20 protein-coding genes and 1 tRNA gene are annotated in these 20,053 nt (G+C 50.0%); all 21 read left to right on the top strand.

Annotated elements, in window-relative coordinates:
• The first annotated feature begins 1 nt into the window (after position 1).
• Positions 2-1,219, top strand: a complete 1,218-nt coding sequence (locus DW732_RS02745) for an NAD-dependent epimerase/dehydratase family protein (protein ID WP_118098586.1) — start codon at positions 2-4, stop codon at positions 1,217-1,219.
• A gap of 38 nt (positions 1,220-1,257) precedes the next feature.
• Positions 1,258-2,418 carry a glycosyltransferase gene (locus DW732_RS02750; protein ID WP_118098588.1) on the top strand — a complete coding sequence of 387 codons (1,161 nt, stop codon included), beginning with the start codon at positions 1,258-1,260 and terminating at the stop codon, positions 2,416-2,418.
• Positions 2,411-3,562 carry a hypothetical protein gene (locus DW732_RS09770; protein ID WP_147356348.1) on the top strand — a complete coding sequence of 384 codons (1,152 nt, stop codon included), beginning with the start codon at positions 2,411-2,413 and terminating at the stop codon, positions 3,560-3,562. The genes DW732_RS02750 and DW732_RS09770 overlap by 8 nt, the downstream gene beginning before the upstream one ends.
• Positions 3,555-4,832 carry a lipopolysaccharide biosynthesis protein gene (locus DW732_RS02755; RefSeq protein WP_158567322.1) on the top strand — a complete coding sequence of 426 codons (1,278 nt, stop codon included), beginning with the start codon at positions 3,555-3,557 and terminating at the stop codon, positions 4,830-4,832. Before DW732_RS09770 ends, DW732_RS02755 begins: the two co-directional genes overlap by 8 nt.
• A gap of 45 nt (positions 4,833-4,877) precedes the next feature.
• On the top strand, positions 4,878-6,059 hold the full coding sequence (gene wecB, locus DW732_RS02760) for a non-hydrolyzing UDP-N-acetylglucosamine 2-epimerase (protein ID WP_118098592.1): 1,182 nt from the start codon (positions 4,878-4,880) through the stop codon (positions 6,057-6,059).
• A gap of 63 nt (positions 6,060-6,122) precedes the next feature.
• On the top strand, positions 6,123-7,382 hold the full coding sequence (locus DW732_RS02765) for a nucleotide sugar dehydrogenase (protein ID WP_118098594.1): 1,260 nt from the start codon (positions 6,123-6,125) through the stop codon (positions 7,380-7,382).
• Positions 7,383-7,711: 329 nt separating this feature from the next.
• On the top strand, positions 7,712-9,928 hold the full coding sequence (locus tag DW732_RS02770; RefSeq protein ID WP_147356349.1) for a hypothetical protein: 2,217 nt from the start codon (positions 7,712-7,714) through the stop codon (positions 9,926-9,928).
• 208 nt (positions 9,929-10,136) lie between these two features.
• On the top strand, positions 10,137-11,159 hold the full coding sequence (locus tag DW732_RS02780) for a bacteriophage abortive infection AbiH family protein (RefSeq protein WP_118098599.1): 1,023 nt from the start codon (positions 10,137-10,139) through the stop codon (positions 11,157-11,159).
• 210 nt (positions 11,160-11,369) lie between these two features.
• Entirely contained in the window at positions 11,370-12,377 is a 1,008-nt protein-coding gene (locus tag DW732_RS02785; RefSeq protein ID WP_233539341.1) for a dsDNA nuclease domain-containing protein, read from the top strand.
• 6 nt (positions 12,378-12,383) lie between these two features.
• Entirely contained in the window at positions 12,384-14,066 is a 1,683-nt protein-coding gene (locus DW732_RS02790) for a hypothetical protein (protein WP_118098603.1), read from the top strand.
• Positions 14,067-14,253: 187 nt separating this feature from the next.
• Positions 14,254-15,348: a hypothetical protein gene (locus tag DW732_RS02795; protein ID WP_118098605.1), complete on the top strand. Its 1,095-nt coding sequence runs from the start codon at positions 14,254-14,256 to the stop codon at positions 15,346-15,348.
• A gap of 163 nt (positions 15,349-15,511) precedes the next feature.
• A complete protein-coding gene (locus DW732_RS02800) occupies positions 15,512-15,832 on the top strand; it encodes a type II toxin-antitoxin system RelB/DinJ family antitoxin (RefSeq protein ID WP_233539336.1) in 321 nt (106 codons plus the stop codon).
• The gene (locus DW732_RS10195) at positions 15,829-16,128 is read left to right on the top strand and encodes a type II toxin-antitoxin system YafQ family toxin (RefSeq protein WP_118098607.1); all 300 of its coding nucleotides are present in this window, start codon (positions 15,829-15,831) and stop codon (positions 16,126-16,128) included. The genes DW732_RS02800 and DW732_RS10195 overlap by 4 nt, the downstream gene beginning before the upstream one ends.
• Before the next feature lie 89 nt (positions 16,129-16,217).
• Positions 16,218-16,349, top strand: coding sequence for a hypothetical protein (locus DW732_RS10155; protein ID WP_255413411.1), 132 nt, complete (start codon positions 16,218-16,220; stop codon positions 16,347-16,349).
• 195 nt (positions 16,350-16,544) lie between these two features.
• Positions 16,545-16,856, top strand: coding sequence for a nucleotidyltransferase family protein (locus DW732_RS02810; protein ID WP_118098609.1), 312 nt, complete (start codon positions 16,545-16,547; stop codon positions 16,854-16,856).
• On the top strand, positions 16,831-17,193 hold the full coding sequence (locus tag DW732_RS02815; RefSeq protein ID WP_118098611.1) for a hypothetical protein: 363 nt from the start codon (positions 16,831-16,833) through the stop codon (positions 17,191-17,193). Before DW732_RS02810 ends, DW732_RS02815 begins: the two co-directional genes overlap by 26 nt.
• A 69-nt stretch (positions 17,194-17,262) precedes the next feature.
• Positions 17,263-17,631: a hypothetical protein gene (locus DW732_RS02820; protein ID WP_117636992.1), complete on the top strand. Its 369-nt coding sequence runs from the start codon at positions 17,263-17,265 to the stop codon at positions 17,629-17,631.
• 2 nt (positions 17,632-17,633) lie between these two features.
• A complete protein-coding gene (locus tag DW732_RS02825; RefSeq protein WP_199569719.1) occupies positions 17,634-17,942 on the top strand; it encodes a type II toxin-antitoxin system RelE/ParE family toxin in 309 nt (102 codons plus the stop codon).
• A gap of 51 nt (positions 17,943-17,993) precedes the next feature.
• The gene (locus tag DW732_RS09835; RefSeq protein ID WP_158567325.1) at positions 17,994-18,317 is read left to right on the top strand and encodes a hypothetical protein; all 324 of its coding nucleotides are present in this window, start codon (positions 17,994-17,996) and stop codon (positions 18,315-18,317) included.
• 43 nt (positions 18,318-18,360) lie between these two features.
• Positions 18,361-18,435 (top strand) — tRNA-Val (locus DW732_RS02830).
• 369 nt (positions 18,436-18,804) lie between these two features.
• On the top strand, positions 18,805-19,962 hold the full coding sequence (locus DW732_RS02835) for a hypothetical protein (RefSeq protein ID WP_118098615.1): 1,158 nt from the start codon (positions 18,805-18,807) through the stop codon (positions 19,960-19,962).
• Positions 19,963-20,053: the final 91 nt, after the last annotated feature.

A 20,053-nucleotide genomic window follows, 5' to 3' on the forward strand; every position in this document is an offset into this window, starting at 1 on the left:
GGTGCGCGTCCTCGTCACAGGCGCCAGGGGCTTCGTCGGGAGGAACCTCTGCTGCGCGCTGAAGAACGTTCGCGATGGCAAGGACCGCCGCGAGAAGTACGCGGGCCTTCTTCCCCTCGAGGTCATGGAGTACGACCTCGACTCGACGCACGCTGAGCTGGAGGACTTCTGCTCCCGCGCTGACTTCGTCTTCAACCTGGCCGGCGTCAACCGCCCCAAGGACCAATCCGAGTTCATGGAGGGCAACTTCGGGTTCGCCTCCATGCTGCTGGACGCCCTCGAGCGCCACGGGAACACGTGCCCCGTCATGCTTTCCAGCTCCGCGCAGGCGAGCCTGTCGGGCCGCTTCGCGGGCTCGGTCTACGGCGAGTCGAAGCTGGCGGGTGAGGGCCTGTTCCGCGACTATTCCGAGCGCACGGGGGCGCCAGTGCTCATCTACCGCTTCCCCAACCTCTACGGCAAGTGGTGCCGCCCGCGCTACAACTCCGCGGTGGCGACCTTCTGCGACGCAATCGCCAACGGCCGCTCCTACACCGTCAACGACCCCTCGGTGGAGCTGGAGCTCCTCTACATCGACGACCTCGTGGACGAGATGCTGGGGGCGCTGCTGGGGGAGGAGCACCGCTGCGGATACGAGGGCCTCGAGAGGGTAGAGGGAGACAGGTTCTGCTACGTTCCCGGGACCGACGTGAAGACCCTGGGCGAGATCGTCTACCTGCTCGACAGCTTCCGCGACAGCCGCGAGACGCTCTCGGTGCCCGACCTCACCGAGGGCTCCTTCTCCAAGAAGCTCTGGAGCACGTTCCTGTCCTACTACGAGCCGGGGCACTTCGCCTACGGCCTCAGGCCCAACAACGACGAGCGCGGCTCGTTCACCGAGTTCCTGCGCACGCCTGAGCGCGGCCAGGTCTCAATCAACGTCTCAAGGCCCGGGGTCACCAAGGGCAACCACTGGCATATGAGCAAGTGGGAGAGGTTCCTGGTGGTCTCCGGCACCGCATCGATCAAGCTGAGGAAGGTTGGGGAGGACGCCGATGGCAACCCGTTCCCCGTCGACGAGTACACCGTCTCGGGGTCCGACATGCGCGCCGTGGAGATGATTCCCGGCTACACACACTCCATCACCAATTTGTCCGACACCGAGGACCTCGTCACGATCATGTGGGCCAACGAGCCCTTCGATCCCGAGAATCCCGACACCTTCTTCGAGGAAGTTTAGAGATTCGCCAGTCCACTATTCGGCGAGGAGTAATAAGAATGAAAATATTAATCATCATCGGTGGATTTTTCCCAGGCGTTAAATTCGGTGGACCTCCGGTTAGCGTGAATAACTTTTGCACGCTTATGCAAGACGATGAGTGCTATATCGTTACTAAGAATCATGACATGGGAGAAACGGAACCGTATAAAGACATTAAGCCCGGGTGGAACGATCGGGGTAATTGCATAGTAAAATATTTAAGCGATTCCGAATACTGCTATAAGGGTTTTACTGAGGCGATTAACGAAGTAGCGCCGGATGTGCTCTATTTACAAAGTTTATTTGCAGACTGTATAGTGCCATGTTTAATGCTCGCGAAGAAGAATAACATTCCTGTTCTTCTTGCTCCGAGGGGTGAATTATGCCCCGGGGCGATGAAGAAGAAGTATAAAAAACTTCCCTACATTTCTTTCCTCCGCGCTTCGGGCCTAGTTCGCGATATTAGTTTTCAATACACGAGTCAAGATGAGCTTGAGGGCATAAGGAAATATTTCGGCAAAGTTATCCGCTGCTACTTCCTGACCAACGTGCCTTCCATGCCATCTGAAAACTACGATCATCCAGAAAAGAAACCAGGTGAAGCTAAGCTCGTATTCATTTCGCGCATTGTACCCAAGAAAAATCTTCGCAAGGCGATAGATTTAATTGCAGGGATCCGAGGAAAATTGACTTTCGATATTTACGGGCCAATTGAAGATTACGATTATTGGGACGAGTGTCTCCGCGCCGTAAAAGAACTACCAAATTCGATAAAGGTGTCATATAAAGGAACGGTCGGGCAGGGCGAGGCTGCGAAAACTTTCGCAAATTATGACTGCTTTGTCTTCCCTACATTGAGCGAAAACTATGGACATGTAATTGCGGAGTCCTTGTCAGCCGGATGTCCCGTGCTTGTAAGTGATCAAACTCCTTGGGATTTTAACGAATTCGAGAACGCTGGTACGGCGATCCCCATTGAAGAATTTAAGCAATGGGTTGAGACTTTGCAGTCGATTGTTGATTCAGATACAACGAAAATGTTAAATAGAAGACAGGCAGCAATTGATTACTTCAATTCGAAGGTCCAATTTGATAAGTTGAGGCGTAGGTATCTGAAGGCGCTACTTGAATTGACGAATAGCAACATGACTCGGCTGGATGTTGATGGCCATGTCTAAATCAGTGGCTGAAAAAAGCAGATACAGTGCATGCAATAAGATTTCTTTATCTAGAAGCGTGGCAGACGTTCCAATCTCCAAGCTATTTTTCACGATATCAGTATTCCTTCTTTCTTTGAATTTTATGCTGTACTGCACCGGACTGGCTGCAGGCCTAAAATCCCAGTTACGTTTGGTTGCTGTTATTGGTTTTGTCATCGCTCTATTATTCGAGCTGCGCTCAGCCAAGCTTTCCGTAATCGAAATCTTGATTGTAGGATTATTGCTAATCTCGTTTTTATATCATGGCGAAAGCTCGTTAAACCTGCTGCTCGTAGTTTTATTTATATTGGTTAGTCGTCGTTTAGGCGAGAAATACGCTACTAAGATCATTGCAGTATCTGCAGTAATTTTAATAGCATTAAACCTTGTCCTGCTCTTCGCTCACGTTCTTCCTGATTTTTCATATATAAGCACAAAAGGACGTTTTAGAAGAACTCTTGGTTTCGAAAATCCGAATCAAACATCCCTTTTCTTTTGTGCCGCCATTACTCTGGTTTTAATTCCTAAATTCAGAAAATCATTGTTTTTTGCAGCGTTATTTGCCTTTTTGTTATATATCGCAAATGTAACAGATACACGAGGTCTCTATGCTTGCTGTATCGTTTTTTGTACCTGCTATATTTTGTTTCAACTGTCATATCATTTTGGACACAATGGTTTACCAGCTGTAATTTCCACCGGCGTACTAGCATTCGTAGTGGTTGGTTCATTTGCGTTGCCGCTGCTAGAGAATACTCCAGTGAATGATCTGTTGAGCGGTCGGCCTAGTTTATTTTCAGCCTTTGCAAGCAATTTAACAATTTCTGATTGGGTAACAGGCAGTCCTGTCAACTTTTCGTTGGACAATTTCTGCCTTGTTACTGTCGCTAATTACGGATTGCCTCTTCTCGTTTTACTTTTAATCGTCATCCAGAGGGCAATCGTCAATTTAGCTATTCACGCTGAAGTTTCAAAACTTGCTTTTATATGTGGTGTCCTCGCATATAGCTTCGTTGAGAGCTTTCTATTTCGACCAGAATTGCTTATAACGCTTGCTTTCTGGTGCGTTGTTTTCTGCAATGCAGGAATCTCTAAAGATTTGGGGTCGGTACCGCGTGATTAACGCTTTAAAAAAAGATGGGCTTGGCAAAAATATTGCAATTATGGGTCTTGGGACGCTACTTGCTCAAGGAATTAACGTCCTTATCCAGCCTTTACTATCTCGCATTTTTCCAGCTTCTGATTTAGGCATCTATACTTTCGTAATATCCGTTGCAAACATTTTAATACCTATTGCATCTCTGAAACTGGACCTCTTAATTGTTTCCGAAAAGGATGATATGAGGGCGCAGTATATTACAGATATCTGTGTCCTGGCCTGCTTTTTCGTTGCGTTTGGGTTATTTTTTTTCTTAATCGTCTGTAAGATTTTTTTCCCGAATGTAGTTTTACTTCAATACGGATCGCTAATTTACTTTGCCCCGATCCTGGTATTGACAAATGGGTTACGTTTTCTGTTCATTAGCTATAACAACAGGTACAAAGAATATAAACTTATTTCAAAACTGGAAGCCCTTCGCGAGCTTGTCCGAGCTGCTATACAGACCGCGTCAGGTTTTCTAATATTTGGCGCGCAAGGGCTTCTCGCCGGCTATGCTGTTGCTCCCGTTTTAGGCTATAGACTGCAGATGAAACGCTATTTTCAAGGACTTAAGAATAGACCTCGCATAACGTTTTCCCAAATCAAGGGGCTGCTCATACGTGGCAGAAAACAAATTATGTTTATAATGCCTGCGCAGCTGATAAATAGCTTCTCCTCATCGCTAGTAACAATGATGATTGGAGCTTTGTTTTCCGCCTCTGCTCTGGGGTATTATTCCATGGGCGTTCGGGTGCTCGATGTTCCCATCATGTTTATATCTTCCAATGTAAGCAAAGTGTGTTTCCAGCGTATCTGTGAGAGTGTTTCCGAATCGCAGCCGATTTCGAAAACGATTGCTAAGTTGGTGCTCATTCTGAGCGCAGTCTCGATTGCTACTTTTGGTGTGGTGTTTCTAGCTGCTGTTCCCTTGTGTGAACTAATTTTTGGCCAAGGGTACGGTATCGCAGGCTCGTATATTCGTTGTCTATGTCTTATGTACGCCATGCGACTAGTTGCGACTTCTTTTTCTGGTTCTTTCACCGCATTTGGTAAACAGAAGTACGAGTTGTTTCTCAACGTCGCTTTGGTTCTGGCCGCTTTCATTGTTTACGGGCTTTCGATTGCCTGTTCGTGGCCGATGGAATCCTTTCTTAAGGCAATTGGTTTTGGTTATTCAATTATGTATGCATGCATGCTTGCAGGTGTTCTTTGTTGCTGTTTCAAATTTGATAGACAACTAAAGTCGCTATAGCCGATATGTTCTATGGTCAGCTTTTGTTTAGAAAAGAGAAATTCAATGAACAATTACTCTAATGCAAATTTCTCAAATGACGGCCGCCTGAAGCTGCTGATCATCGTGGGCACCCGCCCCGAGGTCATCCGCCTGTCCGAGGTCATCAAGAAGTGCCGCCGCCACTTCGACTGCCTGCTGGCGCACACCGGGCAGAACTACGACTACACGCTCAACGGCATCTTCTTCCGCGACCTGTCACTTGACGACCCGGACGTCTACCTGGACGCCGTGGGAGCCGACCTGGGCGAGACCGTGGGCAACATCATCGCGACCTCCTACAGTCTCATGGTCCAAGTGCGGCCCGACGCGCTGCTGATCCTGGGCGACACCAACAGCTGCCTGTCGGCCATCGCGGCCAAGAGGCTCCACATCCCCATCTTCCATATGGAGGCGGGCAACCGCTGCAAGGACGAGTGCCTGCCCGAGGAGACCAACCGCCGCATCGTCGACGTCATCTCCGACGTCAACCTGGCCTACTCCGAGCACGCCCGCCGCTACCTCAAGGACACCGGCTGCGCCCCCGAGCGCACCTACGTCACGGGCTCGCCCATGGCGGAGGTCCTGCGCGCCAACCTGGAGAAGATCGAGGCGTCGGACGTCCTGACCGAGCTCGGCCTGGAGCCCAAGCGCTACATGCTGCTCTCGGCGCACCGCGAGGAGAATATCGACTCCGAGGCCAACTTCACGAGCCTGTTCACCGCCATCAACGCGCTGGCCGAGAGGTACGACATGCCGATCCTGTACTCCTGCCACCCGCGCTCCCGCAAGCGCCTGGAGGCCAGCGGCTTCAAGCTGGACCCGCGCGTGCGCATGCACGAGCCCATGGGCTTCCACGACTACAACTGCCTTCAGATGAACGCCTTCGCCGTTGTCTCCGACTCCGGCACCCTGCCTGAGGAGTCCAGCTTCTTCGCGAGCGTCGGGCATCCGTTCCCGGCAGTGTGCATCCGCACCTCCACCGAGCGCCCCGAGGCGCTGGACAAGGCCTGCTTCACGCTGGCCGGCATCTCCGAGAAGGGGCTGCTGCAGGCCGTCCACACCGCCGTCGAGCTCGACGCCGAGGGGTCGCTGCCCGAGGCGCCCGTTCCCGACTACGCCGACGAGACCGTGTCCACCAAGGTGGTCAAGATCATCCAGAGCTACACCGGCGTCGTGGACAAGATGGTGTGGAGGAAGAGCCTCTAGATTTTAAGCCCCAACAGCTTTTGGGGCTATTTTTAACCTGTTCTTTGACAATTGGAGAATGACATGAAGATCGCTGTCGCCGGTACCGGCTACGTCGGCCTGTCCCTCGCCGTCCTGCTCTCGCAGCACAACGAGGTGCACGCGCTGGACATCGTGCCCGAGAAGGTCGAGAAGATCAACAACTACGTATCGCCCATCCAAGACGACGAGATCGAGCGCTTCCTGGCGGAGGCCAAGGCGGGGGAGCGCGAGCTCGACCTGCACGCCACCGTCGACGTGGCGGAGGCCTACGCGGGCGCCGACTACGCCGTCATCGCCACGCCCACCAACTACGACTCCGATAAGAACTTCTTCGACACTTCCTCCGTCGAGGCCGCCATCGCCGCCGTTCGCTCGGTGAACCCGGATGCCTGGATCGTCATCAAGTCGACCATCCCCGTGGGCTACACCGCGGGACTGCGCGAGAGGCTGGGCGACAGCAAGATCTTCTTCAGCCCCGAGTTCCTTCGCGAGAGCAGGGCGCTCTACGACAACCTGCACCCCAGCCGCATCGTTGTGGGCGCGCCGAAGGACGACGCCGACGCAGTGGCCGCCGCCGAGCGCTTCGCCGGCCTGCTCGCGCAGGGCGCCGATCCCGCCGAGCTCGAGCGCGTGAACGCCGACGGCTCGAAGGGCATCCCGGAGCTCGTTCTGGGCACCACCGAGGCCGAAGCCGTGAAGCTGTTCGCCAACACCTATCTGGCGCTACGCGTGGCCTACTTCAACGAGCTCGACACCTACTGCGAGGTCCGCGGCCTCAACACCCGCGACGTCATCGACGGCGTGTGCCTGGAGCCGCGCATCGGCAGCCACTACAACAACCCCAGCTTCGGCTACGGCGGCTACTGCCTGCCCAAGGACACCAAGCAGCTGCTGGCCAACTACAGGGACGTGCCCCAGAACCTGATCGAGGCCATCGTGGACGCCAACCGCACCCGCAAGGACTTCGTGGCCGACGAGGTGCTGCAGATGGTGTGGGACCGCGTGTACGCCGGCAAGGAGAAGCCGGTCGTTGGCGTGTACCGCCTGACGATGAAGTCCAACTCCGACAACTTCCGCGCTAGCTCCATCCAGGGCGTCATGAAGCGCGTGAAGGCCAAGGGCGTGCCCGTGGTGGTCTACGAGCCCACGCTGGACGCGCCGGAGTTCTTCGGCTCCGAGGTGACCCACGACCTGGAGGCCTTCAAGGCCGGCTGCGACGTGATCGTGGCCAACCGATGGAGCGACGAGCTCGCGGACGTGGCGGACAAGGTCTACACGAGGGATCTGTTTAAGCGGGACTAGGGGAGAGGAACGGTCTACCTGTGTTGGGTGGGCTCGGCTTCGACAAGTTCTGCTTCGCTGAAAGTGGGGTGGTATCGGCTAACGCCGATACCACCCCACTGTTGTTTAACATTAATGAATTCGTTACTAAGTAGTGAGCCAACAATTTCTGATTATTGAGCGTTCCGTTTACAAATCAATACAGGAGCCATGGTCATTTCAACTGAGACATCCCATGCTTATTTGAAAGAAACCATAGCTTATTGGCTTATAGGACAATTTTTCAAGAAATTTGACAGTGCGACTGTCATACTGAGTCCAGTGAATGATCAAGTAGAAATCCAGCTAATATGTTTAGTTCTATACACGCGTGCTTTGCTTTACTGTACTTATTATTCTTTGCAATCTCTCTATCCGCCACGGAATTTATAACCGGTGCTCGATCGGCTCCGAGGTTATCAATCGGTGCCGTGCCTGCCTGTGCAAGCACTTACTTTCATTTCCATAATGCCCGCCTTGCCTGTTTTAGCGAGGCGAGTCTTTGCGTCTTTCTGCTATTACTTACGTTTGCCGCATTCAGGCTTTCGGCAAGCAAGATAGCAATTAGGCGATTGCGCCACATATTTATCGCAACCACACTAGTTGGGTTACTCTGGTCAACAGCCAACATATTCGGCTGTCTCAATTCATTTACTAATTTCAATTCTATTAAAGCGGCAATTATTCTGGATACAGTTATCGGACTATATTCGGCGTATATCGGAGCTTATTCATATGTTGAAATAAAAAGCGCCAGTAACCCTTATGTATTTAGCAGAGTCTGTAAGAGCAAGGTGCGCTCTAGCTGCGATCTGAACAAAGATGTTTCCCGTAATGCCGTTCTTATTCGCGCCTTGATAACGCCGTCGGCGCTAATAAAGCGAGTTCGCGAGGGCATAACGCCTGCGACAGGTGCTTATAAAGTCAACTCCGAAATTGAATTCTTATTACCTAACGATCTGCAAATTTCTGAATCCATTACACTCCCCGTCCTGTTCCAAGGGAAATGCGAGTTGATGCGCAATCTTGTTGTGAACTCAAAGGACGGCTATCGTTGCAGAAGGCTTAACGATGCCGAGTTATTAAATAAGCTGATAGAAGAACTAAATAACTACTTTTCAGAATGCCATTACCCTCGCCTAATTGATTCCAAGGTTTTTTGCGCTTATATGCTGCAAACTAGTAGATACCAGACTGACAAACAGTTTAAAGATGACTCTCTTTCATGCATTTGTAAGGCTCTTGGGGTAAATTCAGTTAAAGAATTGAATGCATTCCAAGATAAGACGGAGAACAACAGGCAGGCTGTCTTAACTTTAAAGTCATTGTTGGAATCATACAGATTCGCAAAACCCGTTTGTTATGAGCTAAATCCATCTGATAAGGGTGGATTCATTGCGGCTCCAGTAATTACTGTTGAACGAACCGTTCCTCAAGTTCTACTTAGGGAAAGAGTCGAATCTATAGTCGGCAAGGGTATCCTGCACATCAAGCGACTACTAACCAAAAAGCGCATGCATTATTACTTTGGACTTGGAATGGCAGACTGCTGCGAGAGCTATCACCTGACGTTTCATGGTTTAAAGGACTGTTATCTATCTGGCCTAAATTTAAACTCAATCGGACTTGGTCGCGATATATTCTTTGCCGACAAATTGATTGTTAGCAATCGTTATGATCAACAGTTTTCACGTCTTTACATTCATGAGGGACGTGGTTTTTCCGGAGCTGTCCTTGAGCTGTCTTACGAAAAACGCAGTCATAAGCCCATCGCGGCCTTAGCGATGGCTGCTTTTCTATGCCTTATGGTAATGGTCTATATCTATTTCGCGAACAACCTGCAACTTTCCAGCAGCACGGACGCAAAGGGCATGGGCAGCGGTTTTGATGCCTCTGACTTGTTTAGATTAATCACAATTCTTTCAGTCGGTAATATTATCTCAATTTGGCAAACAATGGAAGACTATTTTGCTGAGGAATGGCTGTGGATGGGAGTCGGCGCTCTTGCCGTTACGACCATCACGGCGCTTGTGCTGGGCCTGCTCCTGTGTATGAATGCTGAATGGGCAGATTTAATTCGATTGCTTTGGGAGCTACTAATCTGTCTTGTGTATTTTACTTCTGCCGGATCCGCATATGCCCTGTATGGAAAGATTAAGCTGCACGGTAATATCATGCATAAAGTTCCAGTGGCGAGATCCATTTCAGATAACTATGAGCGCACGCTGCGTCCCAACGATTTAGACAGTATCGCAAAAAGGTACCAGGATGCAATAAATTCTGATTCGGCAGATCCCTATTTTGACTATGTATTTTCCGATGCCTATGCAGATGGCGATATTCAGCCATATGCACAAGGGCGAGTATCAGAATATGAAATGGGTATTTATTTTTACCGTGCGCTCATTGGCTCTAATTGGAAAGACGGCTGGCTTTTCCCCGTTTGGGCATCTTCAGTAAATCCGTATCATCAGGGTTCTAAGTCGTTTATCGATTTAGCAATTGGGAAGGACGTCAACGATGAGTAAGGCAGTGATCCCTATAGAGCGAAAGACATTATCGGCAATTATAAAGGACAAGCTGAAGCACGGCAGAAATCATTGCCACGCTAAGGCATACGTCAATTCAAATGTTCTCATCGAAGACTCGGATATTAGCTTCTTAATTAAGAGGAGTTCGTGTTCAGAAGTCAAAAAACCTGATAAGGAATTTTTCTAAAGAAAGGCATCCGACTTGATGGCTAGAAGAGAGCGTGAGATTCACAATGGCGTAGATTGTGACGCCACGCGAACCCTTTTAATTATTGGAAACGGATTCGATCTTCATCATGGCTTAGCAACTAGTTATTCGGATTATCACAAATGGCTGAAAGTCCATGATAAGCAAGTGGTTAAAGACTTTGATTCGTTTGTCTATGCGTTGGAATGCTCCGATTTTGAGAATAGCCTTGACTACACGCGCGGTTCCGCCAGGGAAGACAATCCTCGATGGTGCTCTCTTGAAGAATCACTCGGCATTGAATGGGACGACCTTTGTTATGAAACTCTCGATCACACGTATCCAGATCTAACCGAAGACAATCCAGGATGGGACGATTTCTGGATTGAGTTGCACATGCGTCTTGAATACCTGAAGAAGCTCACCAGGGATCGCTTTCGGGAATGGGTAGAGTCTATCGATGTGTCTAATGTAAAGCCTATGCTTGATTTACCAGACGCCGCCTCGTTCATTACCTTTAATTACACACCAACGCTGGAGTATGTCTACGGTGTTCGTCCAGATAGAATCCTCCATCTTCACGGCAGCGTCTTAAATAAAGACGAGCTTCTTCAATTTGGCTCTCCCGACAATAATCCTTTCGAGCTTCAGAAGATGCTTGAAGACAAATATGGAATGGATGATTTTTACGGTGCAACTATTCAGCAAGGTGTAACAGTTGCATGCGATCGCTGCGCGGATACATGGAAAAACATCGAGGGTAACTGCGACGCCCTAAACCATTTCTTGGACTCGCTTGCCAAGATTGATACCGTAATTGTCATGGGCAACTCGTTCGACAAAGTCGATAAGCCATACTACCGCGACGTTCTGGCTCCACGCTACCGTGATGCCGAATGGGTCTTTTGCGAGTATGATTCCAACGAGGATAAGCGGTATGGTATTGACAAATTTTGCCACGAGCTTGCCATCTCAAACTACCGCATGACCAGTTACATGGAGTTTGACAAGGAATATGACCAGTCGATAGATAGTATCTAGGGTGCTGAGTGCCGCTTCACGACTTACGTGAAATTGATAGGCAGCGTATCGTCTAAAAATGAAGGCCTGTCATGATTCTAAGATAATTGAGTCATAATAAAATTGTTTCCCAACGGTTTTCCAACTGACAGCCTTCGGTAAGTCTATACTTCAGTTATGTTAATTGGTTAAGTTAGGGAGTGCTGTATGCCCATTTGCCATGACGGATATATGGGCACTGCCCCCGACCTCTCTGGAAGCATTTCGAAGAATCGATTCAGAAACGAACTTTTTTGGGGTATCGATCGTTTGCTCACATGTTTGGATTCCGGAATTGATTCATTTGCTGTTGTCTTTGACTATCGTTGCGATATAGAACTACATTTAGACGATCGCTATGAGTTTTATCAGGTTAAAACCGGCGGAAAAGGAAAATTTGGAGTCACTTGGGCTACACGGCTTCCAAAAAGGGGCATCTCAATTATCGCTAGACTTTATGAGCTTGACGATGCATCTCAGGATTGCCCTATAAAACTTGTGATAGTTGGCAATAGGCCCTTCGTAAAAAAAGGCGGTTCATTCGATTCACCAGGAGAAGTTCTGTTTGCGACCCTTGAACCCGAGGATAAACAAAAGATCGAACAAGCTGTCACGCGCGACAACAAAGGGATGACTCCTGATTTAAATAAGGCGTCATATCTACTTGTCGCTATGAACCTTGATAAACCGCAGGAATCTGTTCGCGGACACCTTCTGTCTACCTATAATGATGTCATGGGATGTGAGCCCAAAAAACCTATGGCGCTATGCGAAGCGCTTGAGGGTTTAGCTTCAGATCGCGCATGCAATGAGAAACAACAGCCTGATTATAAATCTGTGATCAGTAATAAGGGTATTAGCGGTGAGGAAGTCAGGAGGCTCTTCTCTGTTTATGAAGATAGGGCAGAAACTCCCCAAGGTCTCGTAAACGAATGGATAAAAGGGCAACCCCCTCTAATGCAGAATTCATTACGTATTGCATTGCAAGAGTACACTTCAACAGTCATGGAGCCACAGGCTGAGTCGATTCTAAATATTGCAAATTCGTTACTTAAAGAGGCCGATCCGTCGATGAGCCCTAATGAGATTGCTGAGACGGTTGGACCTCAGCTTATATCCAATGTAGGTCCTGAAATTAGCATAGAGCTTGCAAAGATATATGTACTGATCGCTACGTTTAAGACTGCTCTAGAAGGGTAACACGCCATGGCACGAATTAACTTCATGAGACTTATCATTGCGTCCCCTTCGGAAGAAACTGCAAAGACCATTTGTTTCGAATCAGGCTTAAATGTCATAACGTCAAATAGAAAAAAGGGCAATGATCTTGGTAAATCGGTCATCACTAAAAGTCTATATCACTGCATGGGCGCAGACTGCAAATTTGATGACAAGTTCGACGTAAACAGTAAAGTATTTATTTTAAAGTTCTCTTATGGTTCTGAACTATATACGATTTTCCGAAGCCGTGGACAATTCAAGTTATTTGATGAGCGGCTCGAATTGCTTTGGACTGAGACCCATAGGCATTTACTTGCAGAAAAGTTATACGATCAATTTGGTTTCGCCATTTGGTTGACCTCGCGTGCTTCGGGGAAAACTGAAATTGCATCGCCCGCTTATTCCTATGCGCCGTATTTTGTAGACCAAAATCATTATGACGGTTCGCATTTCAACTCGTTTAATAACATGGGGGAGTACAGTTCGTATAAGTCCGATTTGATTTACGAGTTTGCAGGCGCCTATGACCACACATATCTTGATTTAACTGCTCAGAAAACGGATATTGAGCACCGCCTTACACAAATTGAAACAGATTTGAAAGCCAATCGTTTAATGCGAAAGCGTATTCAAAACGAGCTTGAGCAGCTTGGCTACAGCGCTGATATGCCCTCACTTAAAAGGGATTGTGACGAATTTGAAGATGAATATAAACGCTTGGCTACCGGTCTATCTAAAATCCGTAAAAAGTTATATCGACTAAAATCGGATAAGACAGAAACGGAGATGGCTTACGCCGGTTCCCAAAGAGTAGTTCGTAAGCTATGTTTGAATGCCAAATCGCTTCGGACGGGAAAATGCCCTCTTTGCGAGCAAGATATTTTTAACACCCTAATGGTTCGAGTTAATTCCTCGATTTCCCGCGAAGACGCACTTCTTTTAAGCAATGATCTTGGGCGCGATATTAACGAATTGGACCGTAAGATTGCCACTGAAGAAGAGAGATATAAATCGAAATTATCCGAGCTTGCTGTGCTGAAAGCGAAAATGAACCTGGTGAAGCGCGATAACTTAACAGCAGTCCAAATCGAGGGTTTCGTTCAACTGAACAAGCGACTTCTTGAAGAATGTGCTGATTTCATTGCCACGCTTGAAGAAAGCCGTAACGATCTTGATAAGATTAAAAAACAACTCAATTCTTACAGCAGTAAGAAAAGCGAAATCGACAAACGTTTTGTTGAATTGACACGTGAGCATATAACGGAACTCAATCTTAGATCAATTGATAAAGCAAAGATTAAAAATGTTAATTCAAAGATTGAGGCGGGCGGCAGCAATGCCCCCTTAGCCACCCTTGCGTGGTATTTGACGCTATTGGATTTGAAGAAAGAATTTAATGAACAATTGGTAGAACTTCCAGTTGTTCTAGATAGCCCGTTGAATATCGAAGCGGATGATGAAAAATACTATCGGCAATACAGTCTGATATTCAGCACTTTTATTTACCAGGGTCAGATGATCGTGTCAGGGCTTAATTTAGCCGACTCTGAGGTTGTCCCTCGGAACGCTAATATCATTGTTCTCAATAATGAGAAATATCATCTCCTCAACAAAGAGGATTATTCTGATTGCAAGAGTGTAGTCTTTAAATGCTTGGAAAAGAATTAGCTTACGGGTCAATCGGTGAAAGGGAGAACTCCTTTCACCGATTGGCAAAACGATTTACACCTAATTATTGGCGCTGCTCAGGGACATTTTCTTTGTTTCTGCATTGATCTCGCTAAACTAATAACTGCTGCTACCAGGGCATTTTCTGGTACACATTCTATTGGCTCCTGCGAAGATCGGAGCGGGTATGGTTGCTGCCGAGTCCTACACCAGCCGTCATTTCATTGCGATTGTTGTCATGGCCTGCCTATGCGTTTTGCTGGGCGGGCCTTCTTATGCCGCGGGCGCGGAGAGCCTCATCATCGCGGGCGCGACGTACTACGAGCCGGGCGTGTCGGGCCCCGGCTGGACCTGGACCGATGCCGACCACCTTGAGCTTAACGGCTACGCGGGTGAGGCCATCGGCGCCGAGGGCGACCTGGTGCTGACGCTTGCCGGGCAAAACTCCGTGACGGAGTCGCATGCGCCCGATGCGGACATCACGCTGTGCGGCATGGAGGTGTGGGGTAACCTGACGCTTCGCGGCACCGGGACCCTGACGGCGACGGGCTCGCAGTGCGGGATCCACGCCTCGCAGGCGCTCGTGGTGGACGGCTGCACCGTCGATGCCCGGGCGGATGGGGCCGATATCACGGACGAGGCGGTCGCCGGCGTGATCGCTGGCGATATGGCCGTGCGCGGCGGCGGGCGCGTCGTTGCCGCGGGCACCGGGTCCGGAGCGGGCGTGCGCGCCTATGGCGTGTATCTGCAAGATGCGGGCCTTGGCAATGGTGCGGCCAGCTGTAGGCTTTCCGTCGACGCCTCGTGGCTGGATGCGGCCGGCGCCGACGGTGGCGTTGCGTGCACGGACGGGTCGCTTGCATCCGCACGGTTTGTGACGCCCGCTGGCGGGGCCTTTGGTGCCAGTAGCGTGGTGGATGCTGGCGGGGCTGCGGCACAGCATGTGGTGATCGAGCCCGATGTCGCCACGCCGCCGGCGGGGGAGACCGACAGGGGCGAGGTGACTGGCGATAGCGCGGACAAGTCTCCCGCCGATGCTAACCCCGCTGCCGGAGAGCCCACCACGGGCCCCACGTCAAATCCCTCACTGAAACCCGCGGCCACGACAACCAAGACAATAACGACGGTAGCCAAGACCACGGTCGCCAAAGTCCCCAAACCCAAGGCTGCCACCGCGGCCACTGCGGTACTCCCCAAGACCGGCGACACCAACTGGATTGCAGCATCCGTGGCGCTCTTCCTGCTAGGAACAGTACTTCTAGCTGCCGCATATCGCTGCTGAGGCGGCGCAACGCACTTAGCTGCAATACAAGAACTCTGTTGAAGCTTTAAGGGCAACATTTCCGGATAGGGAGCGTTGCCTTTTTCGTGCATGCAATGTATGACGTGCCATATCACTTAAATGACTATGTAATTACTTGTAATTACATAGTCTACTATTGTATATGCAGTATAATAAGGTTGCACTCACGCGATTGGAAGGTCTAAAAATGGCAAGCTCAACATTAACCATCAGGGTTGACGACGACCTCAAACGCGAGGCGGCGGAAGTTGCTGATTACTATGGACTTGATTTGTCGTCCGTGACTCGCGCTTTCTTCAAGCAAATGGTCAACACCCATCGCATCCCGTTGACTTTTGCCCCTGAGGAGCCCAGTGCCGAAAGCCTTGAGGCCATTCGCGAGGGGGACGCTTTTCTTGCATCTGGCAAAAAAGGACGGTTTGACAATGGCGCCGATCTGATCGCTGCTGCGATGGCACAATGAGCACGTTAACCGCAGAGTTCTCTGCAGCCTTCTCCCGAGATTTAGAGAAAAAAGCAAAGCGCCGTAAATGGGATTTATCTGAGCTTCAAAAGCTAATTGACCTGGTGCTACAGAATACACCTGAGTCAATGGACATATTAAAGCGACGTCATAATATGCACCGGCTAAGCGGCAGCTGGGCAGGGCGAAACGAATGTCACGTAGCAAACTCTGGCGATTGGCTTGTCATATGGTCATCAAACGAAGAGGTAGCTTTCTTTGAACGCACTGGCAGCCATGATGAGCTGTTCCGATAATTCCCTTAATATCGAAACCACCAAAACCATTCGGATTTCAACCTAATGGCATCCAATTTGTTCAATCTTGTTGGATATGTAGCTGCACAATGACGATTACCTGCCTATGCGTTTTGCTGCTGGGCGGGCCTTCTTATGCAGCGGGCGCGGAGAGCCTCATCATCGCGGGCGCGACGTACTACGAGCCGGGCGTGTCGGGCCCCGGCTGGGCCTGGCTTTGACCATGCGGAATGCTTCTTGCCTGAGGTTAATTGGTTCAATATCGAAGGTTTTTCTACTGACGATCTGGATTTTTTGACCGAGTTCGTTAGATCAAACGCTCCGTTTATTTTCGAGCTTGCAGAACGGCAAAAAGCCGGATCGGCGGTATCCGCGCTGCCCCCCCTGACGCTCTACTATTGAACGGAAAATATCCCATGATTTCGCCTTCCGACATATCCACCGTCGCCTCCCGCGTGCTGGCTCAATACGACGTCAGCGAAGCCTATTTATTTGGCTCTTTTGCCCGAGGCGAGCAAACGCCCGATAGCGATATTGACTTGCGCCTAGTCTGCGGCAACACCATGACGTTCGGCACGCTTTACGAACTCTCCCATGAGCTCGAAAGGGAACTTGGGCGAAAGGTTGAAATCGTCACCAACCCACCAGAGCACATGCGCCTGCCCTTCCGCAAAAGCATCGAGCAAGATGAGGTGCGCATCTATGAAGCAACATGTGCGGGACGATGAGTTTGCGAATACCATCCTGCTATCTGATCCTCCCGATGTACTCAACGTTGAGAGCCTAAAGGCCATCCGCGATGGGGATGCGTTAATAGCCACGGGAAAGCCCAGCCGGTCTAACGCAAAAATAGCTCGCCATCCAATCGGGGGTTTACTTCGCGCTATACAGCTCTACAAGCAGATCCGACTCGGCCTACGCCGCGCCTCGGTCTCTTCGGCATTGGCGCTCGCAAAGACCCTAAACTGCGCCATCGAAAACCCTGTCAGGCAACCGGTTGCTCTGGAGTACGATTCGAAACCCTGTTCATCCGAAGCAATCAATAGTAAGAATATTGCTGTTTAACTTTCCTTTACGTACGTATTTAAATGAAACTATAATACGTAATAGAGACAGATTTTAAAGGAGGTTGCTATGGTTGCCGTGATAGACAAGAAACTCGTTTTCGGACGCGAACAGGTGCTGACTTCGACGCAGGCAAGCAAAAATTTTGGCGAAGCGAGACGTCGCGCTCGGAGAGAGCCGCAATTTGTCTCAGACAGGAACGATGGCATCGATACTGTTATCGTTGGCTTCGACGAGTTCGAAGCGATGGCGGTCGAACTCGAACAGCTCCGAGAGGAGCGCCTGCACGCTATAGCCGCTGCAAGGCTCGCGCAGGGCGACACTGATTCGAATCGAAAGGGCATTCCGTTCTCCGATACCGTGGGACGTGAGAGGTTCGAGGCCATGCTAGAAGCCGAGGCGACCGATCCCATTTCCGACGAGGAGCTGTTCGAGTGAGCGTGGCTAGGTTTAAGGTTGAGTTTTACGACAAGATTGCCGAGAAAGAGTATCTGTCACTCGATGGCTCGGTGCGCGCTATGGTGGACAAAGGTATTGCGCGTCTTGCGCTTCGTGCCGATGAAATTGGCAAGCCGCTTTCGGGTCTTCTTGCAGGTTGTAGGGAACTTAAGTTTCGCACTGATGGCATTCGCGTAATTTATCGCATCCGCGATGGGCACGTCGAAGTAGTTCAAATCATCGCAATAGGTGCAAGGGATAAGGGCAAGGTTTTCGACCTGGCATCTAGACGCTTGGACAGCGATGATTGATTGCCTCAAGAATAATCTATTTAGGTTGCATGGTCGAAATGCCCGGGTTAAATGCTCGGATTCAGCCAGCAGAAGGACGGCGTGATTAAAACGTTAAACGCAACGACATGCCCTGATAGTTGTTGCAGCAATTATCCTGAAAGCATGACTTTTGACAACTGTACAGCAGACGCAACCGACCCTATCGCGCCGAAAGCACCCCGCACTTTACCCGATGATTTGGACAGCATCGCCCTGATCGACGAAGCTGCCACCCCGAGACGTCGTGGTTCAAGCTGTAAAGCAGCGTTGAGCTGCGGTTTTAGTGGTTACGGCGTTTGCCATGGCGCGGCTAGCACCCACGAATTTAAAATCGGGGCAAAAAGTTCTTGGTAAACCACGCGCTGCTATGTTAGTATCTCTTTTGCCGAAAGGCGACGGGCGATTGGCTCAGGGGTAGAGCATATCCTTCACACGGATGGGGTCACAAGTTCGAATCTTGTATCGCCCACCATCTAAAGTTCAGGTCAGAGGTGTTATGCCTCTGGCCTTTTTCTTTTGGAACCAAAATCGAAGCGAAGTTACCTAAGGCGTTATATGTTATGCAGTTCACCTTAGGTGTCGTCATTGCGCGTTTTGCAAAATGCGTCTGCGTTCATTCATTGAATTCCCTGCGTAATCTATGTGCAATTGTGGAGACAGAGACCGCTGGCTCACAGCTTGTACCAGCGCGTTCATGCCTATGGCGGCTTTTCAACGGATTGCGCCAAGCTTTTGGTCAGCGTTTGGTCAGCTTCCCGTACTTACCCGCATGATGCGCCAGTAGATAATCGACCTTACCCGCAATCCGCACGACCTACGACCGATACCAGGGGAGGCGCAAATGGACGAAATCGTCTGCGCAAACACTGCATTCCGCTATTGGCGCTGCCCGCCGCAGGTGCGCGACCTCTACCCGCGCTTACCCAGCTCCGAAGATGGCTGGCGAGCTCTATCCCAAGCCCCTTTCGTAACCGACGTCCTCAAGACCCCGATTATCGCTGTTGCTTCGCCAGGTTGTTGTAATCACCACTCGGGATTGCGCTCTACTATTCGTTGGGATGGGGCATCGGATGCCGGCACAACAATCGACACTCATTTAGGCTTTAGTGTCACCAATCCGCTTAACACGTTATTTACTATGACACGCTTTGTGTCCCAAATAGATCTCGTGCTGGCCATGTACGAACTTTGCGGCTGGTTTTCTGTTTTCGAACCGTCTTCCGCTGCCGAAATGCAGCTAAAAATGGCGGTAGAGGAGAATCGCAATTCCAGCACGCAGGATTTGTTCGAACTTGGAGAGGGTGAAGACGAGGTTCCTTGGAAACGAGTTTATGCCCGCGCAACCGTTAAGGACCCAGATAATGATAGCCAAACGAGCAAGCGTGAAGATGGAAGAGAGGTTACAAAACTCAAAGCTACTTCTCTCTGGATGAGAAAGCCACTCATCGAACTGAGCGACCTGCATCGTTTCGCCGACAAAGTCAAAAGTCAAATGTGGGGAAAGCAGTTTTATGATGCCGCTCAACAGGTTATCGGCATTGCTGCATCACCACTCGAGGTCGCGGGGGTCCTGCTTCTAAGCCGTTCTCGACGTCTAGGTGGTTCAGGATTCAGATACGTGTACCTCAACGATTTAACCCCTCTATCCGTGGCAGCCCAAAGCATTGCAGGTCAAAAGGTCTGCTACGGCGATATCGTGATCGTAAATCCGATTCTTATGAAAGGGGCAATTATCGAAATCCAAGGTGAAGTCATTCATGGCTCAGGTGCAATACTTGACCACGATGCGGAACGCATGACTGCGTTGCAGAGCATGGGCTTCGACGTGTTCCTGGTAACCCACGATATGCTTAACGACAAAAAGCAGCTAGACACCATAGTCAAAAGCGTCTGCGACCGTTTAGGGATTCGCTATAAAGCCAAAACTGAGGCAATGAAGTGCGCCGAGACGAGACTGCGAGCAAATGTTTTGTGCAACTGGTTGGAAATCGGAAATTAGCCGGCGACAAGGCGCTAGAACGACCTAGTTTGCCTGCAAGTGAATTAGTGCCATTTCAAAACCATGCCGGATTACGGGGCTGGACCCGGAC

This window comes from Collinsella sp. AM28-11LB (assembly GCF_003469895.1).
GTDB lineage: Bacteria > Actinomycetota > Coriobacteriia > Coriobacteriales > Coriobacteriaceae > Collinsella.